The organism is Pseudomonas sp. LBUM1676 (assembly GCF_059695605.1).
Genome location: NZ_CP166777.1, coordinates 1413961 through 1437694 on the forward strand (window position 1 = coordinate 1413961; position 23734 = coordinate 1437694).

Consider the following 23734-nt stretch of genomic DNA (forward strand, 5'->3'; position numbering starts at 1 on the left):
AAGGCGAGTGAAAACTCTGCTTTGCGGCATGATTCAGGCCTCATGTCACCTGCGCTTGTTACAACTGCAAACTCTACCGTTACGTAGCAAAAGCCCCGTAGGACGGCCTCTCGTCCTCGTGAATTGCGATGGTCAGGGCCGGTTTTTGACCGTTGGTCCGCTGTCCAGGCCACTTTTGGCGGCGTTCGCGACTATAGCAGCAATGATTAAGTGCTTCAATTCCATAAAAAATTGTTATCATCGCGGCATGACGACTACTGCCCCTTCGACCCCAGCGGTACAACTGCTCGAGGTCTCGCCGGAATATGCCGGCCAACGTATTGATAATTTCCTTCTCGCTCGGCTCAAAGGCGTGCCCAAGACCTTGATTTACCGCATTTTGCGCAAGGGCGAAGTGCGGGTGAACAAGGGACGGATCAAGCCCGAATACAAGCTGCAGGCGGGCGATATCGTGCGCGTGCCGCCGGTACGTGTGCCTGAGCGCGACGAGCCCGTGCCGCTGGCCCAGGGCCTGCTGCAGCGCCTTGAAGCCTCGATTGTCTTTGAAGACAAGGCGCTGATCGTGATCAACAAGCCTTGCGGCATCGCGGTTCACGGCGGCAGCGGCTTGACTTACGGGGTGATCGAAGCCTTTCGTCAGTTGCGTCCCGATTGCAAGGAGCTCGAACTGGTTCACCGTCTCGACCGTGATACCTCCGGCCTGTTGATGATCGCCAAGAAGCGCAGCATGTTGCGCCACTTGCACGCTGCCTTGCGCGGCGATGGTGTCGACAAGCGCTACATGGCGCTGGTTCGCGGTAACTGGGCGGCCTCGATCAAGCAAGTCCGGGCGTCGCTCGGCAAGAGCAATCTGCGCTCCGGCGAACGCATGGTCGAGGTCGACGAGGAGGAGGGCAAGGAGTCTGTGACCGTGTTCAAGGTCCTGCGCCGCTTCGGCGACTTTGCCACCCTGGTCGAGGCCAAGCCGATCACCGGCCGCACCCACCAGATCCGCGTGCATACCCTGCACGCCGGGCATTGCATCGCCGGCGACACCAAATACGGCGACGAGGGCTTCAGCAAAGAGATCCGTGATCTGGGCGGCAAACGCCTGTTCCTGCACGCCTACCTGCTGACCGTGCCGCTACCTGACGGTGGCGAGCTGAAATTGCAGGCACCGGTCGACGAAATGTGGGCCAAGACCGTGGAGCGCCTGAGTGCACCCATCTGATTACAAGCTGCTGATTTTCGACTGGGATGGCACGCTCGCCGACTCCATTGGTCGGATTGTCGAGTCGATGCACGTGGCCTCCGAGCGATCCGGGTTTGAGTTGCGCGATGATTTTGCCGTCAAGGGCATCATCGGCCTGGGCTTGCCGGAAGCGATCCGTACGTTGTATCCGCACATCGGTGACGACGAACTGGTCGCCTTCCGTCAGCACTATGCCGATCACTACATCGCCTCCGAAGCCGTGCCCTCGCCATTGTTCGAGGGCGTGGTCGAGTCGATGCAAGCGTTTCGCGCCGACGGGTATCACCTGGCGATTGCCACCGGCAAGGCCCGCCGCGGGCTGGATCGGGTGCTGAAGTCTCACGGCTGGGAAGATTATTTCGACATCACCCGGGCCGCCGATGAAACTGCCAGCAAACCCCATCCTCTGATGCTGGAGCAGATCGTCGCGCATTGCGGCGTCCGCCCGGAGCAGGCGCTGATGGTGGGCGATTCGTCCTTTGACCTGCAGATGGCGCGCAACGCCGGCATGGATTCGGTTGCCGTCAGCTATGGTGCTCAATCGATCGAGGCGCTGAAGCTGTTCGAGCCACGCCTGGCGATCGACCGTTTTTCAGAATTGCATGCCTGGCTGAGCCAGGCTTAAACCGTTTTTGCTGGGGTACATGGCATGACCGACGAATGGAAAGCGCCCGCCGAGCCGGGCGCGCAGAGCGGTGACGAGAAAAGCTGGAAGCTGCTGGAAAAGACCCTGCTGGCCAGCGTGCAGGAGCAGCGCCGGTCCCGTCGCTGGGGCATCTTCTTCAAGCTGCTGACCTTTGTGTACCTGATTGGCGCGCTGCTCCTGTTCTCGCCGCTGATGGACATGGAAAAAGCCGCGGCCCGCAGTGGCAACTACACCGCGCTGATCAATATTACCGGCATGATTGCCGACAAGGAGCCCGCCAGCGCCGACAACATCGTCGGCAGCCTGCGTGCCGCCTTTGAGGATGAAAAGGTCAAGGGCGTCATCCTGCGTATCAACAGTCCGGGTGGCAGTCCGGTGCAGTCGGGTTACGTCTATGACGAGATCCGCCGTTTGCGCGCTCTGCATCCGGATACCCGGGTTTATGCGGTGATCTCGGATCTGGGGGCTTCCGGCGCCTACTACATCGCCAGCGCAGCCGATCAGATCTATGCCGACAAGGCGAGTCTGGTGGGCTCCATCGGGGTGACGGCGGCCGGTTATGGCTTTGTCGGCACCATGGAAAAGCTGGGCGTCGAGCGGCGCACCTACACCTCGGGCGAGCACAAATCGTTCCTTGATCCGTTCCAGCCGCAAAAGCCTGAAGAAACGCAGTTCTGGCAAGGCGTGCTCGATACCACTCATCAGCAGTTCATCAACAGCGTCAAGAAGGGGCGGGGCGATCGGCTCAAGGACAAGGAGCATCCGGAGTTGTTCTCCGGCCTGGTCTGGTCTGGCGAGCAGGCGTTGCCGCTGGGGCTGATCGATGGCCTGGGTAGCGCCAGTTCCGTGGCGCGCGACGTGATCGGCGAGAAAGAGCTGGTGGACTTCACTGTCCAGGAATCGCCATTCGATCGCTTCTCGAAGAAGCTGGGTGCCAGCGTGGCCGAGCATTTGGCGATGTGGATGGGGTTTCAGGGGCCTTCGCTACGCTGATTCTCTGGCAGGCTGAAAAAAACCGGCATGAATCCAGTTGCCTGTAGGGGCGAGCTTGCTCCGGGCGGCGTTCCGACGAAGGTCGTGAACGATAACGCGTAAAGCCAGATGCCCAGCGGCGTCCCTGGTTTTTTCGCGAGCAAGCTCGCTCCTACAGTTGCCCTGGCTGCAGGCCGGTTTTTTCAGGGGATTTGCACGCCTTGCGCCCACAGCATATCGATCAGTCGAATCAACGGCAGGCCGATCAGGCTGGTGGCGTCAGGGCCTTCGGTGCTTTGAAACAGGCTCACCCCCAAACCTTCGGCCTTGAAGCTGCCAGCGCAGTCGTAGGGCTCTTCAGCGCGCAGGTAGCGTTCGATGCGCGCGGTGTCGAGTGTGCGCATGTGTACGGTGAACGGCACGCAGTCGACTTGGCAGTCGCCAGTCTGACTATTCAGCAGGGCGACGCCGGTCAGGAAGGTGACGCTGGCGCCGCTTGCGGCCAATAGCTGCTCACGAGCCTTTTCGAAGGTGTGGGGCTTGCCGATGATCCGCTCGCCCAGCACGGCGACCTGGTCGGAGCCGATGATCAGGTGAGCGTTATGGCTAGCGGCCAGTGCGCGGGCCTTGGCCTCGGCGAGGCGTTTTACCAGCTCGATGGCGGACTCCCCCGGGCGATGGCTTTCGTCGATATCCGGTGAGCTGCAGGTGAACGGCAGCTGCAGGCGGGCCAGCAACTCCCGGCGATAAACCGAGCTTGAAGCGAGTAATAAAGGCAGCATGCGCATCTCCAGAAGGCAGGTGCGAATTCTAACGAGGCTACCAAGTGACGGACAGGGCTGAATTTCCTTTGACATGCCCGGGGGCATCCCTATAATGCTGCGCCTATGTTGAATGACCCGATTCCACCTCACGTTGACCCGCGCAAATTGGCTGACCGTGGCACCACCCTTCAAGGTGAACTGCTGCTGGCCGATTTGGAGAGACTCTGCGACCCGCTTTCCGATACTGTCGGTACGGTGCAGGCTAAATTCGTTTTTGAGCGAGATGAACGTAAGTCTGTGGTAATCCACAGCTTTATCGACACCGAAGTCAAAATGGTTTGCCAGCGTTGTCTTGAGCTGGTCACCCTGCCGATCCACAGCGAATGCAGTTATGCTGTGGTGAAGGAGGGTGCGAATACCCAGTCGTTGCCGAAAGGTTATGACGTGCTGGAACTGGGCGAAGATCCATTGGATCTGCAGTCACTGATCGAGGAGGAGCTTCTGCTCGCCTTGCCCATTGTGCCTGCTCATCATCCGGAAGAATGCCAGCAGCCGGCGGGTCTCGATGAGCCCGAACCGAGCGAGGACGAGGTAACGCGGTCCAACCCGTTCAGTGTATTGGCGCAGTTAAAGCGTGACCCAAACGTTTAGGAGTTAATCAATTATGGCTGTTCAGCAGAACAAAAAATCCCGCTCTGCCCGTGACATGCGTCGTTCGCACGACGCCCTGACGGCAAGCACTCTGTCTGTAGAAAAAACCACCGGTGAAATTCACCTGCGTCACCACGTATCGCCAGAAGGCGTATACCGTGGCCGTAAAGTGATCGACAAGGGCGCTGACGAGTAATCACTTGTCTGCTCAAGTCATCGCGATTGACGCAATGGGCGGGGACTTCGGTCCCCGCAGCATTGTTCAGGCCAGCCTTGCTTGTCTGAAAGCTACGCCCTCGTTGCACCTGACCCTCGTCGGTCAACCCTCACTCCTTGAAGAACTGATCGCCAGCCAATCGGCTGTGGATCGCGCGCGCCTGTCGATTGCGCCAGCGTCCGAAGTCATCACCATGGATGAAAAGCCGGCCCAGGCCTTGCGTGGCAAGCCCGATTCGTCGATGCGCGTGGCGCTGGAGCTGCTGCGCGATGGCAAGGTCCAGGCCTGCGTCAGTGCCGGCAACACCGGGGCACTGATGGCGTTGTCGCGATTTGTGCTCAAGACCCTGCCAGGCATCGATCGACCGGCCATGGTCGCGGCGATTCCGACGCAGAAGGGTTTCTGCCAGTTGCTCGACCTGGGCGCCAACGTCGATTGCAGTGCCGAGCATCTGTTGCAGTTTGCGGTGATGGGGTCGGTCGCGGCGCAAGCCCTGGGTGTCGTTCGGCCTCGGGTCGCCTTGCTGAACATCGGTACCGAAGACATCAAGGGTAATCAGCAGGTCAAGCTGGCGGCAACCTTGTTGCAGAGTGCCCGCGGCATCAACTACATCGGTTTCGTCGAGGGCGACGGTCTGTACCGCGGCGAGGCGGATGTGGTGGTGTGTGACGGATTTGTCGGCAATATCCTGCTCAAGTCCAGCGAAGGCCTGGCGACCATGATTGCCGGGCGCATCGAAGCCCTGTTCAAGAAAAACCTTGCATCAAAAGTAGTCGGGGCCATGGCGCTGCCGCTGATGAAGCGCCTGCAAGCCGAGCTGGCGCCTGCGCGGCATAACGGTGCCAGTTTCCTGGGTTTGCAGGGAATTGTGGTGAAAAGTCACGGTTCTGCAGGGGTCCAGGGTTTTCAAAGCGCAATCTCGCGCGCCTTGATCGAGATTCAGGAAAACCTGCCGGAACGGATTCACGGTCGTCTGGAGGATTTGTTGCTTTAGGCGTTTTCGTCGGACAATGCTTAAATGTGACCGCTCAGTTCAATTGGCTATCCAATTGTCAGTTTTCTTGCGTCCCCGGGCGGGACGCCAATTCTTCGGCGACAAGATCATTAGGGGCTTGTTACATGTCTGCATCCCTCGCATTCGTCTTTCCTGGACAGGGTTCGCAGTCCCTCGGCATGCTGGCCGAGTTGGGCGCGCAACATCCGGTTGTCCTCGATACCTTCAAAGAAGCTTCTGACGCCTTGGGTTACGACCTGTGGGCGCTGACCCAGCAGGGGCCGGAAGAGCAACTCAATCAAACCGATAAAACCCAGCCGGCCATTCTGACCGCCTCGATCGCCTTGTGGCGTCTGTGGCTGGCCGAAGGCGGCGCGCGTCCGGCCTATGTCGCCGGTCACAGCCTGGGCGAATACAGCGCCCTGGTGGCGGCAGGCAGCCTGAGCCTGGGCGACGCTGTGAAGCTGGTCGAGCGCCGTGGTCAGTTGATGCAGGAAGCCGTTCCGGCCGGGCAGGGCGGCATGGCCGCAATCCTCGGCCTGGAAGATGCCGATGTGCTGGCGGCCTGTGCCGAAGCTGCTCAAGGCGAAGTGGTCAGCGCGGTCAATTTCAATTCCCCGGGCCAGGTGGTCATTGCCGGTGCCAAGGCGGCGGTCGAGCGCGCCATCGAAGGCTGCAAGGCCCGTGGTGCCAAGCGCGCCATGCCATTGCCGGTCAGCGTGCCATCTCATTGCGAGCTGATGCGTCCGGCGGCCGAGCGTTTCGCCGAATCGATCGCTGCGATCGACTGGCAGGAACCACAGATTCCTGTGGTACAAAATGTCAGTGCCGGTGTGCCGGCCGATCTGGAAACCCTCAAGCGCGATCTGCTTGAGCAGCTCTACAAGCCCGTGCGCTGGGTCGAATCGGTCCAGGCGCTGGCGGCCAAAGGCGCGACCCAACTGGTCGAATGCGGTCCGGGCAAAGTGCTGGCCGGTCTGAACAAACGCTGCGCCGAAGGCGTATCGACATCCAACCTCAATACCCCAGACGCTTTCGCTGCCGCCCGTGCAGCGCTGGCCTGAATCAGGAGAAGCTTGCATGAGTCTGCAAGGTAAAGTTGCACTGGTCACCGGTGCGAGCCGCGGTATCGGCCAGGCTATCGCCCTGGAACTGGGTCGTCAGGGTGCTATCGTTATCGGTACCGCGACCTCCGCCTCGGGTGCCGAGCGCATCGCCGCGACCCTGAAGGAAAACGGTATTCAAGGCACTGGCCTGGAACTCAATGTCACCAGCGACGAATCCGTCGCAGCGGTGCTGGCGAGCATCCAGGAGCAGTTCGGTGCGCCGGCGATCCTGGTCAACAATGCCGGTATCACCCGCGATAATCTGATGATGCGCATGAAAGATGACGAATGGCATGACGTCGTCGACACCAACCTGAACAGTCTGTTCCGCCTGTCCAAGGGCGTTTTGCGCGGTATGACCAAAGCCCGTTGGGGACGAATTATCAGTATTGGCTCGGTTGTGGGTGCCATGGGCAACGCAGGCCAAGTAAACTACGCTGCCGCCAAGGCCGGTCTGGAAGGTTTCAGCCGTGCACTGGCGCGTGAAGTCGGCTCGCGTTCGATTACGGTAAACTCGGTGGCCCCAGGGTTCATCGACACCGATATGACCCGCGAACTGCCCGAGGCGCAGCGTGAAGCCTTGCAGACGCAGATTCCGCTGGGCCGTCTGGGACAAGCTCAAGAGATCGCGTCTGTGGTCGCTTTTCTTGCATCCGACGGTGCGGCTTACGTTACTGGGGCTACAATCCCGGTGAACGGCGGGATGTACATGAGTTAAATGTGACGGATCGTTTCAAAAAAATGTCATACGAGCTGTCTAAAATCCGTTATAAAGCTGCAATCTATTTATAGGCAGAGGGCCGCCGGGTTTGAGGAGTGAAGCTTTCAGTTGAAAAACTGAAAAGTCTTTCTATACACTTACCCACTGGCCAGCTGCCTGAATTTGTCCATTAGGAGTGAAAACAAGGTATGAGCACCATCGAAGAGCGCGTCAAGAAAATCGTTGCCGAGCAACTGGGCGTTAAAGAAGAAGAAGTGGTCAACACTGCTTCCTTCGTTGAAGACCTGGGTGCTGACTCCCTTGACACCGTTGAGCTGGTGATGGCTCTGGAAGAGGAATTCGAGACCGAAATCCCTGACGAAGAAGCTGAGAAGATCACTACCGTACAAGCTGCAATCGACTACGTTACCAGCCACCAGGCGTAATAGTTTGTAATCGTTGCTTGCTGTCATGGAAAAACCGCACTGCCATCACGGCGTGCGGTTTTTTCTTTAGGCCTGATGCAAAGTCGTCATTTGAAAAAGGAGAGTGCTGTGTCGCGTAGACGCGTCGTAGTCACCGGTATGGGTATGTTGTCGCCACTGGGCACGGATGTGCCGAGCAGCTGGCAGGGCATTCTGGCTGGCCGCAGTGGCATTGGTCTGATCGAACACACCGACCTTTCTGCCTATTCCACCCGTTTTGGCGGCTCGGTAAAGGGCTTCAATGTCGAGGAATACCTGTCGGTCAAGGAAGCCCGCAAACTTGACCTGTTCATCCAGTACGGTCTGGCCGCAGGTTTTCAGGCTGTTCGTAACGCCGGCCTGGAAGTCACCGACGCCAACCGCGAGCGTATCGGCGTGGCCATGGGTTCGGGTATTGGCGGTCTGACCAATATCGAAGAAACCAGTCGCACCCTGCATGAATCCGGCCCGCGACGGATTTCTCCGTTTTTCGTGCCTGGCTCGATCATCAATATGATTTCCGGTTTCCTGTCCATCCACCTGGGCGCACAGGGACCCAACTACGCCATCGCCACTGCGTGCACCACCGGTACGCACTGCATCGGCATGGCGGCTCGCAACATCATGTACGACGAAGCCGACGTGATGATTGCCGGCGGCGCCGAGATGGCGGCCTGCGGTCTGGGCATGGGCGGCTTCGGTGCCTCGCGTGCGCTGTCGACCCGCAACGACGAGCCGACCCGCGCCAGCCGTCCATGGGACAAGGGCCGTGATGGCTTCGTATTGTCCGATGGCGCCGGTGCACTGGTTCTGGAAGAGCTGGAGCACGCCAAGGCTCGCGGCGCGACCATCTACGCCGAGCTGATCGGCTTCGGCACCAGTGGCGATGCCTACCACATGACTTCGCCGCCAGCAGATGGTGCAGGTGCTGCGCGTTGCATCACCAATGCCTTGCGCGACGCGAAGATCAACAGCGACCAGGTCCAGTACATCAATGCCCATGGCACCTCGACGTCGGCCGGCGACCTTGCCGAAGCCTGTGCGATCAAGTCGGTGTTCGGCGATCACGCGTACAAGCTGGCGGTCAGTTCGACCAAGTCCATGACCGGTCACTTGCTGGGTGCAGCGGGCGCGGTCGAGGCGATCTTCAGCGTGCTGTCGATCAACAGCCAGGTGGCCCCGCCGACCATCAACCTCGATGAGCCGGATGAAGGCTGCGATCTCGACTTCGTGCCCCACACCGCGCGCAACATGGAGATCGATGTGGTGCTGTCCAACTCCTTCGGCTTTGGCGGCACCAACGGCTCGCTGGTGTTCCGCCGGTTCGCTGACTGATGGACAGCTGGGTCGACGGTCAGCCGGCTGACGCTTTGTCGCTGAAGGATCGCGGCCTGGCTTACGGCGATGGTCTGTTCGAGACCATTGCCGTGCACAACGGCGCTGCGGTGCTGCTGGATCGGCATCTGGTGCGTCTGGTCAAGGGTTGCCAGCGCCTGGCAATCAATCTCGACCATGCGGCCCTATGCACTGAGTTACAGGCCTATGCTCAGGCGTTGGGCGAAGGCGTCCTCAAGCTGATGGTCACCCGGGGCGAAAGCGCGCGCGGTTATGCGCCCGATCCTTCGGCCCAGGCGCGGCGCATCATGCTAAGTAATCCCCCGGCGATTTATCCGGCTGCCAATGCGGAGCAGGGCATTCGAATGTTCCCCTGCGCGACGCGGCTCTCCAGACAGCCACTGCTGGCCGGCCTCAAACACCTGAACCGTCTCGAGCAGGTCATCGCCCGTTCCGAGTGGCAGGACACCGATCACGCCGAAGGCTTGATGCTCGACCAGGCCGGGCGAGTGATCGAAGGCGTGTTCAGCAACCTGTTCCTGGTGCGCGACGGGGTATTGATCACGGCCGATCTCAAGCGCTGCGGCGTGGCCGGCGTGATGCGTGCGGAATTATTGTTTCAAGCCGAGTCATCGGGGATCCCCACGCAAGTCACCGACATCAGCCTGGATCAGCTGCAGTGGGCCGATGAAGTCTTCGTCTGCAACAGTGTGTATGGCGTTTGGCCGGTGCGCGCCTACGCAGCACTGAGCTGGCCGGTTGGGCCGCTCACCCGTAAACTGCAAACCATTGCCCGTGCGCTACTGGATGCTTGATTCGTGAGACGTAAATTTCTGCTGCTGCTGGAAACCGGATTGGTTCTGGCGGGGCTGTGTCTGGGCGCCTCCGCCTGGAAAATCCATTCAGCGCTGGAACAGCCGCTGAATATCACCCAGGAAGAATTGCTGGAGGTGCCCAAAGGCACCACGCCGACCCGCACCTTCTATCGGCTTGAAGCCGATGGCGTCATCAAGGACGCTTTCTGGCTGCGCGTCTACTGGCGCTTCAATCTCGCCCGGCAACCCTTGCACAAGGGCGAATACCGCATGCAGCCCGGCATGACGGTCAAAGGGCTGATCGAGTTGTGGAAGCGCGGGGATATCGTTCAGTACAGCCTGACACTGGTCGAAGGCTGGAATTTCCATCAGGTTCGCGCTGCATTGGCCAAGGAGCAGAAACTCGAACAGACCCTCGAAGGTTTGAGCGATAGCCAGATCATGGAGAAACTCGGTCATCGCGGGGTTTTCCCCGAAGGTCGATTCTTCCCCGACACTTATCGCTACGTGCGTGGCATGAGCGATGTCGAGCTGCTGAAGAAAGCCTACGACCGCCTGGATGAAGTCCTCGCCAAGGAATGGGGGCAGCGCTCGGCTGACGTGCCCTACACCGAACCCTATCAGGCGCTGATCATGGCTTCGCTGGTGGAAAAGGAAACCGGTGTGCCGCAGGAGCGCGGGCAGATCGCCGGGGTGTTTGTGCGGCGCATGGAAATGGGCATGCTGTTGCAGACCGATCCGACGGTGATCTACGGCCTCGGTGAGCGTTACAACGGCAAATTGACCCGTGCCCATCTCAAGGAAGCGACCCCCTACAACACCTATATGATTTCCGGGTTGCCGCCGACTCCGATTGCCATGGTCGGTCGTGAAGCGATCCATGCAGCGCTCAATCCGGTGGCGGGCAACAGCCTCTATTTCGTTGCCCGGGGCGATGGCAGCCACGTGTTCTCCGATGATCTGGATGCCCACAACAACGCGGTGCGTGAATTCCAGCTCAAGCGCCGCGCCGATTATCGCTCCAGCCCGGGGCCCGCGACTGCGACTGCGCCGCAGGCGTTGGACGAGCAGATGCCGATTCCGGCGGCTTCGCCCAACCTGGCCCCTGAGGCTTTGCCGCCAGTGCCGCCGCAAGAGCCAGCCCAGGCGACGCCAGCCGAGCCGCAAGCGCCTGCCGAGGAGCCGCTACAGGAGTCACAATCGGAGCCGCCACCGGAGTTACAATCGGAGCCGCCACCGGAGCCGGTGCCAGAACCTTCGCCGCAACCTGCCCAAGAACCCGCTGCCGTGCCCGAACCGGATGCGACCGCGCCGCAAAGCCCGCAATGATTCTGACTAAGGACTGCCTGTGACTGGCTTGTTTATTACCCTGGAAGGCCCGGAAGGGGCCGGCAAGAGCACCAACCGCGAATACCTGGCCGAGCGCCTGCGCGCCGCCGGTATCGAGGTGCTGCTGACCCGCGAGCCGGGGGGTACGCCTCTGGCCGAGCGGATCCGCGAGGTATTGCTGGCGCCTGTCGATGAAGTCATGAACCCCGATACCGAGTTGCTGTTGGTGTTTGCCGCGCGAGCCCAGCATCTGGCCGAGGTGATTCGCCCGGCACTGGCCCGTGGTGCCGTGGTCCTGTGTGATCGCTTTACCGATTCGACCTATGCCTATCAGGGCGGCGGTCGCGGTTTGTCGCTGGAGCGCATCGCGACCCTGGAAACCTTTGTCCAGGGCGACCTGCGTCCGGACCTGACACTGATTTTCGATCTGCCGGTTGAAGTGGGCCTGGCGCGTGCCAGCGCTCGCGGTCGCCTGGATCGCTTCGAACTTGAAGGCCGGACATTTTTCGATGCGGTGCGCAGTGCCTTCCTCAAGCGTGCTCAAGCGCAGCCGGCGCGTTATGTCCTGGTCGATGCCGCCCAGCCGCTGGCGCAGGTTCAGCTGGCACTGGATGCCTTGCTTCCACGTCTGCTGGAGTTGAGTCGTGGCTGAAGCGTATCCGTGGCAGGACAGCCTCTGGCAGCAGTTGGCCGGTCGCAAGCAGCATGCTCACGCCTATCTGCTGCATGGCCCGGCCGGGGTCGGCAAGCGCGCGCTGGCCGAGCGCTTGATGGCCAGTTTGCTGTGCCAGCGTCCGACCGCGCAGGACGCGTGCGGCGAATGCAAATCCTGTCTGTTGCTCAAGGCCGGCAGCCACCCCGACAACTACATCCTGGAACCGGAAGAAGCCGACAAGGCGATCAAGGTCGATCAGGTTCGCGAACTGGTCAGCTTCGTGGTCCAGACCGCGCAAATGGGCGGACGCAAGGTGGTGCTGATCGAGCCGGCCGAGTCGATGAACGTCAACGCCGCCAACGCCTTGCTCAAAAGTCTTGAAGAGCCGTCCGGCGACACCGTGTTGCTGTTGGTCAGCCACCAGACCAGTCGTTTGTTGCCGACCATCAAGAGCCGCTGCCAGCAGCAGGCGTGTCCGCTGCCCAGCGAGGCGATGAGCCTGGCCTGGTTGGCGCAGGCGTTGCCGGAGTGCACGCCAGAGGAACGCGTCGAGTTGCTGACACTCGCTGCCGGTTCGCCATTGGCCGCGGTCAAGTTGCAGGCCCGGGGTGTGCGCGATCAGCGGGCGCTGGTGGTCGAGGGCGTGAAGAAACTGCTCAAGCAGCAGCAATCGCCGACCCAGCTCGCCGAGGAATGGAAAACCATTGCGCAGTTGCAGTTGTTCGACTGGTTCTGCGACTGGTCGAGCCTGATCCTGCGCTATCAGTTGACCCAGGATGAAGAAGGCCTCGGCCTGACGGACATGCGCAAGGTCATTCAATACCTGGCGCAGAAATCCGCGCAGGACAAAGTGCTCGCCATCCAGGACTGGATTCTCGCCCAGCGTCAGAAAGTGATGAGTAAAGCCAACCTGAATCCGGCGCTGTTGTTAGAGGCGCTGCTGGTGCAATGGGCGTCCTTGCCTGGCCAGAAGTGACCGTTCGCGCCTAGACTCTGGGCATCAGCAGTGGAGGTGAGCATGAATGAAGCCGTCAATCCGGGGCCGCGCAACGGCATTTTGTCCCTGACGATCAAGGACAAGTCCGTGCTGTACGCGGCTTACATGCCGTTTATCAAGAACGGCGGCCTGTTTATCCCGACCAATAAAGGCTACAAGTTGGGCGATGAGGTGTTCATGCTGCTGAACCTGATGGACGATGCGGAAAAAATCCCGGTCGCCGGCAAGGTCACCTGGATCACCCCCAAAGGCGCCCAGGGCAATCGAGCCGCGGGGGTTGGTGTGCAGTTCAACGAAGGCGACGATACCGCGCGCAGTCGAATAGAAACCCATCTGGCCGGAGCCCTGAAGTCCGACCGTCCCACCCATACGATGTAAGTTGCTGCCCTTTTATGCTCGTAGATTCCCATTGTCATCTCGATCGCCTCGACCTTGCCGCCCACGATGGTTCGCTGGATGCTGCACTCGATGCAGCCCGTCAACGCGGGGTCGGTCACTTCCTGTGTATCGGCGTCAGTGTCGAAAATGCTGCCGACGTCAAAGCCCTGGCCGAGCGCTACGCTGACGTCGATTGTTCGGTGGGCGTGCATCCGCTGGATGTGCAACCCGGTGCGGCGCCAGCGCTGGAGTGGTTGCTGCAGGAGCTGAACCACCCGCGAGTGGTGGCGATCGGTGAAACCGGCCTGGATTATCACTACGAGCCGGAAGCGGCCGAGTTGCAGCAGGCGTCGTTTCGCCTGCACCTGCAGGCGGCGCAGCAGACCGGCAAACCGGTGATCATCCACACCCGGGGGGCCCGCGCCGACACCTTGAGTCTGTTGCGCGAAGCGGCGCTGCCCCAGGCCGGCGTCCTGCACTGCTTCACTGAAGACTGGGACATGGCGAAAGCTGCGCTGGACATGGGCTATTACATTTCCTTGTCCGGGATTGTCACTTTCCGCAATGCCGACGCATTGCGCGACGTGGCCAGTAAGGTGCCCGCCGATCGCTTGCTGGTGGAAACCGATTCACCGTACCTGGCGCCGATTCCCTATCGTGGCAAACCGAACCTGCCGCAGTATGTGCGGGAAGTGGCAGAGTTTCTGGCGATGTTGCGCGGTGAGTCCTATGAACGATTTGCCGAGCAGACCACGGAAAACTTCAAGCGGTTATTCCCGTTGGCGCATGTGAAAGCAGTTTAGGGTTCGAAGTCGCGTTCGCGGAAAGGCTTGCGCCATCAGGTTAAATCGCAGGCAAAAAAAACCCGGGTTCTGGGGGGGGAATCCGGGTTAAGACCATTAGGAGTAAAACAAAGGTACGCGGTCCGTTGGTACCTATATCGGCGCGACACTTGGGGGAGATGCCCCGCCGACAGTTGAAGTATTGATCAGTATCGCGCCGAGTCCAGTTTAGCCGGTCGGGTTTTTAAACAATTTTGGAATACGCCCGCTTCGGAAGCGTTCTCATCAACTGGCGATCTGCGTGAAATCATCATGAAACACAGATATGGTCGGATGATCCGTGCATTTTGGCGCAAGTTAGGCATAATACGCGGCTTCGAATTTTGACCCCTACAGACCTTTTCTTATGCATAAAGAACCTCGTAAGGTCCGTGAGTTTCGTCGCCGCGAGCAAGAAATTCTCGATACCGCGCTCAAGCTGTTCCTCGACCAAGGTGAAGACAGTGTCACCGTCGAGATGATTGCTGATGCCGTCGGTATCGGCAAAGGCACGATCTACAAGCACTTCAAGTCCAAGGCGGAGATCTATCTGCGCCTGATGCTCGATTACGAGCGCGATCTGAACGAGCTGTTGCATTCGGCCGACGTCGACAAGGACAAGGAGGCACTGTCCCGGGCCTATTTCGAATTCCGCATGCGCGATCCGCAACGCTATCGGCTGTTCGACCGCCTGGAAGAAAAAGTGGTCAAGGGCAACCAGGTGCCGGAAATGGTCGAGGAGCTGCACAAGATCCGCGCCTCGAACTTCGAACGCCTGACCTTGCTGATCAAGGGCCGGATCAGCGAAGGCAAACTCGAAGACGTACCGCCTTACTTCCATTACTGCGCGTCCTGGGCGCTGGTGCACGGTGCCGTGGCGCTGTATCACTCGCCGTTCTGGAGCAATGTGCTGGAAGATCAGGAAGGTTTCTTCCAGTTCCTGATGGACATTGGCGTGCGCATGGGCAACAAGCGCAAGCGAGATACCGACACCCCAGGCAGCTGAGTCATTCAGTTGCCTTATTGCGCCATGATTTAGCTACATGGCGCAGTACCTCAGGAATATACTCAGGCATAGGGCTTGCTAAAACTTGATTTCTGAGTCAAGTTTTAACGGTTCGAATTTCCTTTTGCCGGAGTCATCCATGATCGTTGACCGTCAAGGCAGGCGCTTTCGCAATCTGCGTATCAGCCTGACCTCAGCCTGCAATTACGCTTGTACTTACTGCGTGCCCAACGGCAAGCGGCTGGTGGCTGCGCAGGATGAATTGTCGGCCGAAGCGATGGCAAGGGGAGTGGCCTATCTGATCGAGGCCGCCGGCATCGAGCGTTTGCGCATTACGGGCGGTGAACCCCTGGTCAGCCCAAAACTCGAAGCGTTCATGACGGCTGTCGGGCAGATGGGCCTGGAAGACATCAGCCTGACCACCAATGGCCAACTTCTGGCAAAGAAGCTGCCATTGCTGGTGGACGCCGGTATTCGCCGCATCAACGTGTCCCTCGATACCCTGGATGCCGGCGCGTTCCGCAGTATTGCCCGCGGTGGCGATCTGGCGACCGTGCTCGACGGCATGGACCAGGCCAGCGCAGCCGGTATGAAAATCAAGGTCAACATGGTGCCGCTGCGCGGGCAGAACCTCGATCAGGTGATGCCGCTGCTCGATTACTGCCTGGAACGCGGCTATGAGCTGCGTTTCATCGAGCTGATGCGCATGGGCCATCTGGCCAGTGACTCCAATGCTTTTCTGCAGCAGTTCGTCAGTCTTCAGCAGTTGCTTGGCCTGATTGGCGAGCGCTATGAATACCTGCAGGCCGATGCGCCCGTCGACGCCACGGCAGTGCGTTACCAGATTCCGGGGCAGGGTCATTTCGGCGTGATTGCCAACGAAAGCGTGCCGTTTTGCCGCACCTGCTCACGGTTGCGTCTGTCGTCCACTGGCTGGTTGCATGGCTGCTTGTCGTCGAGCAATCGCCACTATGTCGGTGACTTGCTCGACAAACCTCGGCATCAGGCATTGCCGGCCTTGCAGCGCTTGCTGGTGAAAGCCTTGGGCGACAAGCAGGAAGTGGCGTTCTCCGGTGGCGCGACCATCATGAAGATTATTGGCGGCTGATCGGGCCCTTGTGGCGAGGGAGCTTGCTCCCGCTGGGTCGCGAAGCGGCCCCAAACTATCAGACGCAACGCATTCTTCCAGATTTACGACGGCTGCGCCGCCGAGCGGGAGCAAGCTCCCTCGCCACAGAACTGTATTCCAAACTCTAATTATTCACGGTCTCAAGGACTGGCGCGGAAGCTGCATCCTCTGCCCATTCGCCGGTTTTCCGTCACCGGCCTCTGGAGGGAAGGATGCGTAGCCTGGTTTTGCTGCTGGCCGTTTTGGCGCTTGGCGGCTGCATGAATGTCAGCGACATGGCCGAAGGCACTCGCTACCACATGAGTGACGCGGGGCTGCTTGACCATAGCGACAGCCACCGCGCGAACAATCTGCGCATTCAGCCGGACTCCTTCGTCTACATCGCCCAGGGCGCTTTCGCCCCGCCGGGCAGCGCCTATCCACGACCCAACGTGATTGCCGAAGTCGCCTTCGAAGGGTTTATCGAATATTTCCCGATGGTGCGCCGCGCTCGCCTGCCGCAAGGCCTCGACCAGGCCATGGGCGAAGCCCGTGCCGCCGGTGCGCATTACCTGCTCTATACCCGCTTCGCCAAGGCCGACGACCGTATCGGCAACTCGGATGAATGGCTCGACCAGGAAGCCGTGGATCGACTCGGTATCGACAGCGGCGTGATTCAGATCATGTTGATCGAGACCAACACCCAGTATTTGATTGATACTGCACGTATCAAGAGTCGTGGCGGTTTACTGACATTCCACGATAAAAAGCCGGAAGACCTGATGGGCCCGCCGCTGGAGCAATATGCTCGCAGCTTGCTGGGGCTCAGCGACCAGTAACCCAAAAAGGAGAACGCCATGAGTGGCCCGCAAAAAGCCAACGACCTGTTGGGGCAAATCCCCAAGACCAAAGGCTTGCCGCCGGTCCACCTGTGGAATCCCGACTTCTGCGGCGACATCGACATGCGTATCGCCCGCGACGGCACCTGGTATTACCTGGGCACGCCGATCGGGCGCAAGCCGATGGTCAAGTTGTTCTCCACCATCATTCGCCGCGACGGCGATGATTACTTCCTCATCACACCGGTGGAGAAGGTCGGGATCAAGGTTGACGATGCACCTTTCGTCGCGATTGCGGTGGATGTGGAAGGCGAGGGTGAAGCGCAGGTCTTGCGTTTCACCACCAATGTCGAGGAGAACGCCGAAGCCGGTGCCGAACACCCGATGCGCGTGGTGATCGATCCGCTGACGCAGGAGCCTGCACCGTATGTGCATGTGCGAACCAACCTTGAAGCCTTGATTCACAGGAATGTGTTTTACCAACTGGTGGAGCTGGCGGTGACCCGCGAGATCGACGGGCAGCGCTGGTTGGGTGTGTGGAGTGGCGGCGAGTTCTTCCCCATAGGCCTCGAGCCGTAACCCCTTACTAATGTGGGAGCGAGCTTGCTCGCGATGAGGGCATTACATTCAACATCAATGTTGACGGTCATACCGCCATCGCGAGCAAGCTCGCTCCCACATTGGATCTGCGCTCCCTTCGAAAAATCAATTTGACAGCCAATCATGTGATGATTAGCGTGGACATCCATCGCGAACGGCTTTGTGCCGTCCCTGACTCGAGGTGTCCATGTCCAGCAGCTTTCATGCGTCGACGGTCGATTGGCTGGGTTGCTGGATTGCCACCGGCCAGGTGAAGCCCGGCGAGAGCCTCAAGGTCGAAGCCGACCTTGGCGAGCAATTGGGCGTCAGCCGTACGGTCATCCGCGAAGCCATCAAGACCCTGGTCGCCAAAGGCATGCTTGAAGTGGGGCCGAAGGTCGGTACGCGGGTTTTGCCGGTACGGCGCTGGAACCTCTTCGATCCGCAAGTCGTCGGCTGGCTGTCGCGCAGCGGGCTGCCGGAGAACTTCGTCGACGACCTGCTCGACCTGCGCCGCACCATCGAACCGATGGCCGTGCGCTGGGCTTGCGAGCGCGCCAGCGTCGAACAGGTTCAAGCCATCCTTCAGGCCTACAACGCACTGGAGAGGGCCGTGGACAGCGGCATTGATTACAACCGCGCCGACCAGTTCTTCCACGAATGCATCCTCGCCGCCAGCCATAATCAGTTCATCGAACAAATGGTTCCAGCCCTTGGCGCGCTGCTGGCCGTGTCCTTCGAGGTCTCCGCCGCCGACCCGGCCGAGCTGCGCCGCACGCTGCCGATCCACAAAGACATGGCCGACGCCATCGCCGCCCGGGATAGCGCGCGGGGAGTCTGGGCCTGCATGACCCTGATCGACAACGCCGACCTGGCGATCAAGCGCTACTACCCCCAGGTCGTGGCCGACAAAAAAGCCGGCTGACGATAAAGAACCCTGTGGGAGCGAGCCTGCTCGCGAATAGGACGGCACATTCAGTATCAATGTCGACTGGTGTATCGCTTCGCGAGCAGGCTCGCTCCCACATAAGAATAAAAGCAGGAGGTTTCATGGAATGGACCGCGATCACCGAACACCGCGCGCAGCTCGGCGAAGGCCCGTTCTGGGACGCGCCGACCCAAGCGCTGTACTGGGTCGATATCGCCGGCAAGCAAGCACTGCGATTGATCGGCGCCAACGTGCAGATCTGGCAGATGCCGGAGCACGTGTCAGCCTTCATCCCCTGCGAACGCGGCGATGCGCTGGTGACATTGAGCAGCGGGGTCTATCGCCTGGATCTCGATTCCCCCGGCCTCGAGCCGCGCCTGAGCTTGTTCTGCATCGCCGATCCGCAACCCGGCAACCGCGCCAATGAAGCCCGCTGCGACGCCCAGGGCCGGCTCTGGCTCGGCACCATGCAAAACAACATCGGCGCAGGGGGCGAGGACTTGCCCATCGAGCATCGTCGCGGCGGCCTGTTTCGAATCGATCGCGATGCCCGGGTCACGCCATTGCTCCGTGGCCTGGGCATTCCCAACACCTTGCTGTGGAGTGATGACGCCACCAGCCTGTATTTCGCCGACAGCCTCGATGGCACGATCTATCAACATTTCATCCGTACCGACGGCAGCCTGGAGCCCGCCAGGCCCTGGTTCGGCTCCCATGAGCGCGGAGGTCCCGATGGCTCGGCGATGGATGCCGAGGGTTACCTCTGGAATGCCCGGTGGGACGGCAGCTGCCTGCTCAGATTGACCCCGGACGGTCATGTCGATCGCGTTATGGAACTGCCGGTCAGCCGCCCCACCAGTTGCGTGTTCGGCGGCGAAGACCTCAAAACCCTGTACATCACCAGCGCCGCCAGCCCGCTGGAGCACCCGCTGGATGGTGCGTTGCTGTCGATTCGAGTGGATGTGCCCGGAAAAACCTGTCAGAGATTTTCCGGCTAGATCCCATAATATGGGATGTAAAATTATATATTGAGATTATGTGGGGCTCGGGTTTATAGTCGGCGCCATCAGTTACACGCACTCACACTTAAAAAAACAAAACAGGTGAAGTGATGCAGCGATTTTCCACCCAGGTTGCTAACCGGACATCGACAGATGCCCGGTTTTCGTCGTGCCTGCAAAAAGGAGTCTTGACCCAGGCCAGCGATGAAGCGCCATTGATCAATGCTTCCTGCATCACCATCGATGGTGGTCGCTCGGTCATGTATCACGACTGACAGATCGGGATTTCCGCGCGGTACCACGTCTGAAATCCAATCATCATACGATATGACTATTTGCTTCATGCTTGACCGGCTTTCAAAAAATAACGCTCAAAAAAAATAACAAGGAGTCAGCTTATGAATCGTCGTCGTGGGATCCGTTCCCTGTGCCGTGTCGCTTTGGCAGTCACTGCAGTCAGCCTGAGCAGTTCGCTGCTGGCGGCCGAAGAAGTGAAGATCGGTTTTCTGGTCAAGCAGGCGGAAGAGCCCTGGTTCCAGACAGAATGGGCATTCGCCGAAAAGGCCGGCAAGGACAAAGGCTTCACGGTGATCAAGATCGCCGTGCCTGATGGCGAGAAAACCCTCTCGGCCATCGACAGCCTGGCGGCCAATGGCGCCAAGGGCTTTGTGATCTGCCCACCGGACGTGTCCCTGGGACCTGCCATCATGGCCAAGGCCAAACTCAATGGCTTGAAAGTGATCGCTGTCGATGACCGCTTCGTCGATGCCGGCGGCAAGTTCATGGAAGACGTGCCGTACCTCGGCATGGCCGCATTCGAAGTTGGCCAGAAGCAGGGCAATGCCATGGCCACCGAAGCGAAAAAACGCGGCTGGGACTGGAAAGACACCTACGCGGTGATCAACACCTACAACGAACTCGACACCGGCAAGAAACGCACCGATGGCTCGGCCAAAGCCCTGGAAGACGCCGGGATGCCCAAAGACCACATTCTGTTCTCGGCACTGAAAACCCTCGACGTGCCGGGCAGCATGGACGCCACCAACTCGGCCCTGGTGAAGCTGCCGGGCGCAGCGAAAAACCTGATCATCGGCGGCATGAACGACAACACCGTACTGGGCGGCGTGCGCGCCACCGAAAGCGCCGGGTTTGCCGCGGCCAACGTGATCGGCATCGGCATCAATGGCACCGACGCCATCGGCGAACTGAAGAAGGTCAACAGCGGCTTCTTCGGCTCGATGCTGCCGAGCCCGCATATCGAGGGCTACAACACCGCGAGCATGATGTACGAGTGGGTCACCACCGGCAAAGAACCACCCAAGTACACCGCAATGGACGACGTGACGCTGATCACGCGCGAGAACTTCAAGCAGGAACTGGAAAAGATCGGCCTCTGGAACTGAGGCACGGTTGATTTCATCGGCGGCCCTGGCGACGGGGGCCGTCTGATCTGTGGATGAGGTGGTTATGCAAGCGCAAACAAAAACACAACGACACAGTGCCGGCGGCAGCTTGCGCTTCAACGGGATCGGCAAGACCTTTCCCGGGGTGAAGGCGCTGGACGGCATCAGCTTTATCGCTCACCCAGGGCAAGTGCACGCGTTGATGGGCGAGAACGGCGCCGGCAAGTCGACGCTGCTGAAGATCCTCGGCGGTGCCTACATCCCGAGCAGCGGTGATCTGCAGATCGGCGAGCAGACCATGGTCTTCAGGTCCACCGCCGACAGCATCGGCAGCGGCGTCGCGGTGATCCACCAAGAGTTGCATCTGGTCCCGGAAATGACCGTGGCCGAGAACCTCTTTCTCGGTCATCTTCCCGCCAGTTTCGGCCTGATCAATCGCGGCGCGTTGCGGCAACAGGCTTTGGCCTGCCTCAAGGGCCTGGCCGATGAGATCGAGCCGCAGGAGAAAGTCGGGCGCCTGTCCCTGGGTCAGCGGCAATTGGTGGAAATCGCCAAGGCGTTGTCCCGTGGCGCGCATGTGATCGCCTTCGACGAACCGACCAGCAGCCTCTCGGCGCGGGAAATCGATCGCTTGATGGCGATCATCGGGCGCCTGCGGGACGAGGGCAAAGTGGTGCTTTACGTTTCCCATCGCATGGAAGAAGTGTTCCGCATCTGCAACGCCGTGACGGTGTTCAAGGACGGCCGTTACGTGCGCACCTTCGAGGACATGAGTGAGCTGACGCATGATCAGTTGGTGACCTGCATGGTCGGTCGCGATATCCAGGACATCTACGATTACCGCCCCCGTCAGCGTGGCGCGGTGGCGCTCAAGGTCGATGGTTTGCTCGGGCCGGGACTGCGTGAGCCGGTGAGCTTCGAGGTGCACAAAGGAGAGATTCTCGGGCTGTTCGGTTTGGTGGGCGCCGGTCGCACCGAGTTGTTCCGGATGCTCAGCGGTCTGACGCGCAATACCGCCGGACGCCTGGAACTGCGGGGCCATGAGCTGAAGTTGCGCTCACCGCGCGACGCGATTGCCGCCGGGGTTCTGCTGTGCCCCGAGGACCGCAAGAAGGAGGGCATCATGCCGCTTTCCAGCGTCGCCGAGAACATCAACATCAGCGCCCGCGGCGCCCATTCCACCTTTGGCTGCCTGTTGCGCGGCCTGTGGGAAAAGGGCAACGCCGACAAGCAGATCAAGGCGCTGAAGGTGAAGACGCCCAGCGCTGCGCAGAAAATCATGTACCTGTCCGGCGGCAATCAGCAGAAGGCGATTCTGGGTCGCTGGCTGTCGATGCCGATGAAAGTCCTGCTGCTCGACGAACCGACCCGTGGCATCGACATCGGGGCCAAAGCCGAGATCTACCAGATCATCCATAACCTGGCGGCCAGCGGCATCGCGGTGATCGTGGTGTCCAGCGACCTGATGGAAGTCATGGGCATTTCCGACCGCATCCTGGTGCTCTGCGAGGGCGCGATGCGCGGCGAGCTGTCCCGCGCACAGGCCAATGAATCCAACCTGCTGCAACTGGCTTTGCCGCGCCAACGCGCTGACGGCGTGGCGAACTGAGAGGTGACTATGACGATTCAAAACAACGCTTTGCCCACCCAGCGCAAACCTCTGGACCTGCGGCGTTTTCTCGATGACTGGGTGATGCTTCTCGCGGCCGTCGGGATTTTCGTGCTGTGCACGTTGCTGATCGACAACTTCCTGTCGCCGCTGAACATGCGCGGCCTGGGCCTGGCGATTTCCACCACCGGGATCGCCGCGTGCACCATGTTGTATTGCCTGGCGTCCGGGCACTTCGACTTGTCGGTGGGTTCGGTGATTGCCTGCGCCGGGGTGGTGGCGGCAGTGGTGATGCGCGACACCGACAGCGTGTTGCTCGGTGTCGGCGCGGCGCTGGTGATGGGGCTGATAGTCGGGCTGATCAACGGGATCGTGATTGCCAAGCTGCGGGTCAATGCATTGATCACCACGCTTGCGACCATGCAGATCGTTCGCGGCCTGGCCTACATTTTTGCCAACGGCAAAGCGGTGGGCGTGTCCCAGGAGTCGTTCTTCGTCTTCGGCAATGGCCAGTTGTTCGGCGTGCCGGTGCCGATCCTGATCACCATCGTCTGCTTCCTGTTTTTCGGCTGGCTGCTGAACTACACCACCTACGGGCGCAACACCATGGCGATCGGCGGCAATCAGGAAGCGGCGCTGCTGGCCGGGGTCAACGTTGACCGGACCAAGATCATCATCTTTGCCGTGCACGGGGTGATCGGGGCATTGGCCGGGGTGATCCTCGCCTCGCGCATGACCTCCGGGCAGCCGATGATCGGCCAGGGATTTGAACTGACCGTGATCTCGGCCTGCGTGTTGGGCGGGGTGTCGCTGAGTGGCGGGATCGGGATGATCCGGCATGTGATTGCCGGGGTGCTGATTCTGGCGATCATCGAGAATGCGATGAACCTGAAGAACATCGATACGTTTTACCAGTATGTGATTCGGGGTTCGATCTTGCTGCTGGCCGTCGTAATCGACCGCTTGAAACAACGCTAACCCCTATCCCCTGTGGGAGCGAGCCTGCTCGCGAAAGCGCCATGCCTGACACATTGCTGTTGGATGTGCCGCCCTCTTCGCGAGCAGGCTCGCTCCCACAGTTGATTTGTGTCACGCACAAAAACAGGTGCCCGCCGCCGCGATATCGTCCATCGGTCGCGTCTCCTCCGTCACCTCCCTGAAATATTCCTTGCCCGCCGCAACCCGT

At 60.1% G+C, this 23734-nt stretch carries 27 protein-coding genes; 26 read left to right on the top strand and 1 reads right to left on the bottom strand.

The features are described from left to right. Positions 1–247 precede the first annotated feature (247 nt). The 3 genes from rluC to sppA are packed head-to-tail and all read left to right on the top strand — an operon-like array spanning position 248 to position 2870. On the top strand, positions 248–1210 hold the full coding sequence (gene rluC / locus ACA041_RS06520) for a 23S rRNA pseudouridine(955/2504/2580) synthase RluC (protein WP_150744418.1): 963 nt from the start codon (positions 248–250) through the stop codon (positions 1208–1210). Then, positions 1197–1856 (top strand): HAD-IA family hydrolase, encoded by a 660-nt coding sequence (locus tag ACA041_RS06525; RefSeq protein ID WP_497440385.1) that lies wholly within the window; start codon positions 1197–1199, stop codon positions 1854–1856. The genes rluC and ACA041_RS06525 overlap by 14 nt, the downstream gene beginning before the upstream one ends. A gap of 24 nt (positions 1857–1880) precedes the next feature. Next, positions 1881–2870 carry a signal peptide peptidase SppA gene (sppA, locus tag ACA041_RS06530; RefSeq protein WP_497440386.1) on the top strand — a complete coding sequence of 330 codons (990 nt, stop codon included), beginning with the start codon at positions 1881–1883 and terminating at the stop codon, positions 2868–2870. Between the two features lie 182 nt (positions 2871–3052). On the opposite strand, the gene ACA041_RS06535 is transcribed toward sppA, so the two are convergent. Continuing rightward, entirely contained in the window at positions 3053–3631 is a 579-nt protein-coding gene (locus ACA041_RS06535) for a Maf family protein (protein ID WP_497440387.1), read from the bottom strand. A 105-nt stretch (positions 3632–3736) separates the two neighbouring features. Here ACA041_RS06535 and ACA041_RS06540 point away from each other — a divergent pair, with 105 nt between their 5' ends. From ACA041_RS06540 to araH, 23 genes are all read left to right on the top strand, one after another. Next, complete coding sequence (locus ACA041_RS06540) at positions 3737–4264, top strand: YceD family protein (RefSeq protein WP_004371317.1); 528 nt, start codon at positions 3737–3739, stop codon at positions 4262–4264. A 13-nt stretch (positions 4265–4277) separates the two neighbouring features. Then, positions 4278–4460 carry a 50S ribosomal protein L32 gene (gene rpmF / locus ACA041_RS06545; RefSeq protein ID WP_008152339.1) on the top strand — a complete coding sequence of 61 codons (183 nt, stop codon included), beginning with the start codon at positions 4278–4280 and terminating at the stop codon, positions 4458–4460. 4 nt (positions 4461–4464) lie between these two features. After that, entirely contained in the window at positions 4465–5475 is a 1011-nt protein-coding gene (gene plsX / locus ACA041_RS06550; RefSeq protein WP_497440388.1) for a phosphate acyltransferase PlsX, read from the top strand. 125 nt (positions 5476–5600) lie between these two features. Further along, a complete protein-coding gene (gene fabD / locus ACA041_RS06555) occupies positions 5601–6539 on the top strand; it encodes an ACP S-malonyltransferase (RefSeq protein ID WP_497440389.1) in 939 nt (312 codons plus the stop codon). A 16-nt stretch (positions 6540–6555) separates the two neighbouring features. Then, on the top strand, positions 6556–7299 hold the full coding sequence (gene fabG / locus ACA041_RS06560) for a 3-oxoacyl-ACP reductase FabG (RefSeq protein WP_008014356.1): 744 nt from the start codon (positions 6556–6558) through the stop codon (positions 7297–7299). A 191-nt stretch (positions 7300–7490) separates the two neighbouring features. Then, positions 7491–7727 carry an acyl carrier protein gene (acpP, locus tag ACA041_RS06565; RefSeq protein ID WP_003175607.1) on the top strand — a complete coding sequence of 79 codons (237 nt, stop codon included), beginning with the start codon at positions 7491–7493 and terminating at the stop codon, positions 7725–7727. A 108-nt stretch (positions 7728–7835) separates the two neighbouring features. Then, positions 7836–9080 (top strand): beta-ketoacyl-ACP synthase II, encoded by a 1245-nt coding sequence (gene fabF / locus ACA041_RS06570; RefSeq protein WP_339500977.1) that lies wholly within the window; start codon positions 7836–7838, stop codon positions 9078–9080. Further along, positions 9080–9895 (top strand): aminodeoxychorismate lyase, encoded by an 816-nt coding sequence (pabC, locus tag ACA041_RS06575; protein WP_497440390.1) that lies wholly within the window; start codon positions 9080–9082, stop codon positions 9893–9895. The genes fabF and pabC overlap by 1 nt, the downstream gene beginning before the upstream one ends. Before the next feature lie 3 nt (positions 9896–9898). Further along, complete coding sequence (gene mltG / locus ACA041_RS06580; RefSeq protein ID WP_497440391.1) at positions 9899–11224, top strand: endolytic transglycosylase MltG; 1326 nt, start codon at positions 9899–9901, stop codon at positions 11222–11224. Between the two features lie 19 nt (positions 11225–11243). Then, positions 11244–11876, top strand: coding sequence for a dTMP kinase (tmk, locus tag ACA041_RS06585; protein ID WP_497440392.1), 633 nt, complete (start codon positions 11244–11246; stop codon positions 11874–11876). After that, positions 11869–12855, top strand: coding sequence for a DNA polymerase III subunit delta' (locus tag ACA041_RS06590; RefSeq protein ID WP_497440393.1), 987 nt, complete (start codon positions 11869–11871; stop codon positions 12853–12855). Before tmk ends, ACA041_RS06590 begins: the two co-directional genes overlap by 8 nt. A 42-nt stretch (positions 12856–12897) precedes the next feature. Then, positions 12898–13254 (top strand): PilZ domain-containing protein, encoded by a 357-nt coding sequence (locus tag ACA041_RS06595; protein ID WP_497440394.1) that lies wholly within the window; start codon positions 12898–12900, stop codon positions 13252–13254. A 14-nt stretch (positions 13255–13268) separates the two neighbouring features. Beyond that, a complete protein-coding gene (locus ACA041_RS06600; RefSeq protein ID WP_497440395.1) occupies positions 13269–14057 on the top strand; it encodes a TatD family hydrolase in 789 nt (262 codons plus the stop codon). Between the two features lie 385 nt (positions 14058–14442). Beyond that, complete coding sequence (locus ACA041_RS06605) at positions 14443–15081, top strand: TetR/AcrR family transcriptional regulator (protein WP_123364802.1); 639 nt, start codon at positions 14443–14445, stop codon at positions 15079–15081. 139 nt (positions 15082–15220) lie between these two features. Further along, positions 15221–16189, top strand: coding sequence for a GTP 3',8-cyclase MoaA (locus tag ACA041_RS06610; protein ID WP_497440396.1), 969 nt, complete (start codon positions 15221–15223; stop codon positions 16187–16189). Positions 16190–16422: 233 nt separating this feature from the next. After that, positions 16423–17028 (top strand): DUF4823 domain-containing protein, encoded by a 606-nt coding sequence (locus tag ACA041_RS06615; protein ID WP_497440397.1) that lies wholly within the window; start codon positions 16423–16425, stop codon positions 17026–17028. Positions 17029–17046: 18 nt separating this feature from the next. Further along, positions 17047–17607, top strand: a complete 561-nt coding sequence (locus ACA041_RS06620) for a DUF1285 domain-containing protein (protein WP_497440398.1) — start codon at positions 17047–17049, stop codon at positions 17605–17607. A 208-nt stretch (positions 17608–17815) separates the two neighbouring features. Next, positions 17816–18532 (top strand): FadR/GntR family transcriptional regulator, encoded by a 717-nt coding sequence (locus tag ACA041_RS06625; protein ID WP_497440399.1) that lies wholly within the window; start codon positions 17816–17818, stop codon positions 18530–18532. 125 nt (positions 18533–18657) lie between these two features. After that, positions 18658–19533 (top strand): SMP-30/gluconolactonase/LRE family protein, encoded by an 876-nt coding sequence (locus tag ACA041_RS06630; protein ID WP_497440400.1) that lies wholly within the window; start codon positions 18658–18660, stop codon positions 19531–19533. 113 nt (positions 19534–19646) lie between these two features. Further along, positions 19647–19811: a hypothetical protein gene (locus tag ACA041_RS06635; RefSeq protein ID WP_497442213.1), complete on the top strand. Its 165-nt coding sequence runs from the start codon at positions 19647–19649 to the stop codon at positions 19809–19811. Positions 19812–19934: 123 nt separating this feature from the next. Next, entirely contained in the window at positions 19935–20939 is a 1005-nt protein-coding gene (locus ACA041_RS06640; protein WP_497440401.1) for a substrate-binding domain-containing protein, read from the top strand. Between the two features lie 64 nt (positions 20940–21003). After that, a complete protein-coding gene (araG, locus tag ACA041_RS06645; RefSeq protein ID WP_497440402.1) occupies positions 21004–22548 on the top strand; it encodes an L-arabinose ABC transporter ATP-binding protein AraG in 1545 nt (514 codons plus the stop codon). 9 nt (positions 22549–22557) lie between these two features. Further along, positions 22558–23526, top strand: a complete 969-nt coding sequence (gene araH, locus ACA041_RS06650) for an L-arabinose ABC transporter permease AraH (protein ID WP_497440403.1) — start codon at positions 22558–22560, stop codon at positions 23524–23526. The last annotated feature ends 208 nt before the right edge of the window (positions 23527–23734 follow it).

Excerpts from the sequence above, each read along its gene's own strand:
- rpmF (WP_008152339.1), top strand. The coding sequence starts at position 4,278 with ATGGCTGTTCAGCAGAACAAAAAATCCCGCTCTGCCCGTGACATGCGT.
- fabD (WP_497440389.1), top strand. The coding sequence starts at position 5,601 with ATGTCTGCATCCCTCGCATTCGTCTTTCCTGGACAGGGTTCGCAGTCC.
- araH (WP_497440403.1), top strand. The coding sequence starts at position 22,558 with ATGACGATTCAAAACAACGCTTTGCCCACCCAGCGCAAACCTCTGGAC.
- ACA041_RS06635 (WP_497442213.1), top strand. The coding sequence starts at position 19,647 with ATGCAGCGATTTTCCACCCAGGTTGCTAACCGGACATCGACAGATGCC.
- ACA041_RS06595 (WP_497440394.1), top strand. The coding sequence starts at position 12,898 with ATGAATGAAGCCGTCAATCCGGGGCCGCGCAACGGCATTTTGTCCCTG.
- ACA041_RS06615 (WP_497440397.1), top strand. The coding sequence starts at position 16,423 with ATGCGTAGCCTGGTTTTGCTGCTGGCCGTTTTGGCGCTTGGCGGCTGC.
- ACA041_RS06640 (WP_497440401.1), top strand. The coding sequence starts at position 19,935 with ATGAATCGTCGTCGTGGGATCCGTTCCCTGTGCCGTGTCGCTTTGGCA.
- ACA041_RS06610 (WP_497440396.1), top strand. The coding sequence starts at position 15,221 with ATGATCGTTGACCGTCAAGGCAGGCGCTTTCGCAATCTGCGTATCAGC.
- ACA041_RS06625 (WP_497440399.1), top strand. The coding sequence starts at position 17,816 with ATGTCCAGCAGCTTTCATGCGTCGACGGTCGATTGGCTGGGTTGCTGG.
- ACA041_RS06535 (WP_497440387.1), bottom strand. The coding sequence starts at position 3,631 with ATGCTGCCTTTATTACTCGCTTCAAGCTCGGTTTATCGCCGGGAGTTG.
- araG (WP_497440402.1), top strand. The coding sequence starts at position 21,004 with ATGCAAGCGCAAACAAAAACACAACGACACAGTGCCGGCGGCAGCTTG.
- fabG (WP_008014356.1), top strand. The coding sequence starts at position 6,556 with ATGAGTCTGCAAGGTAAAGTTGCACTGGTCACCGGTGCGAGCCGCGGT.
- ACA041_RS06540 (WP_004371317.1), top strand. The coding sequence starts at position 3,737 with ATGTTGAATGACCCGATTCCACCTCACGTTGACCCGCGCAAATTGGCT.
- rluC (WP_150744418.1), top strand. The coding sequence starts at position 248 with ATGACGACTACTGCCCCTTCGACCCCAGCGGTACAACTGCTCGAGGTC.
- ACA041_RS06630 (WP_497440400.1), top strand. The coding sequence starts at position 18,658 with ATGGAATGGACCGCGATCACCGAACACCGCGCGCAGCTCGGCGAAGGC.
- ACA041_RS06605 (WP_123364802.1), top strand. The coding sequence starts at position 14,443 with ATGCATAAAGAACCTCGTAAGGTCCGTGAGTTTCGTCGCCGCGAGCAA.
- sppA (WP_497440386.1), top strand. The coding sequence starts at position 1,881 with ATGACCGACGAATGGAAAGCGCCCGCCGAGCCGGGCGCGCAGAGCGGT.
- ACA041_RS06620 (WP_497440398.1), top strand. The coding sequence starts at position 17,047 with ATGAGTGGCCCGCAAAAAGCCAACGACCTGTTGGGGCAAATCCCCAAG.
- pabC (WP_497440390.1), top strand. The coding sequence starts at position 9,080 with ATGGACAGCTGGGTCGACGGTCAGCCGGCTGACGCTTTGTCGCTGAAG.
- acpP (WP_003175607.1), top strand. The coding sequence starts at position 7,491 with ATGAGCACCATCGAAGAGCGCGTCAAGAAAATCGTTGCCGAGCAACTG.
- ACA041_RS06600 (WP_497440395.1), top strand. The coding sequence starts at position 13,269 with ATGCTCGTAGATTCCCATTGTCATCTCGATCGCCTCGACCTTGCCGCC.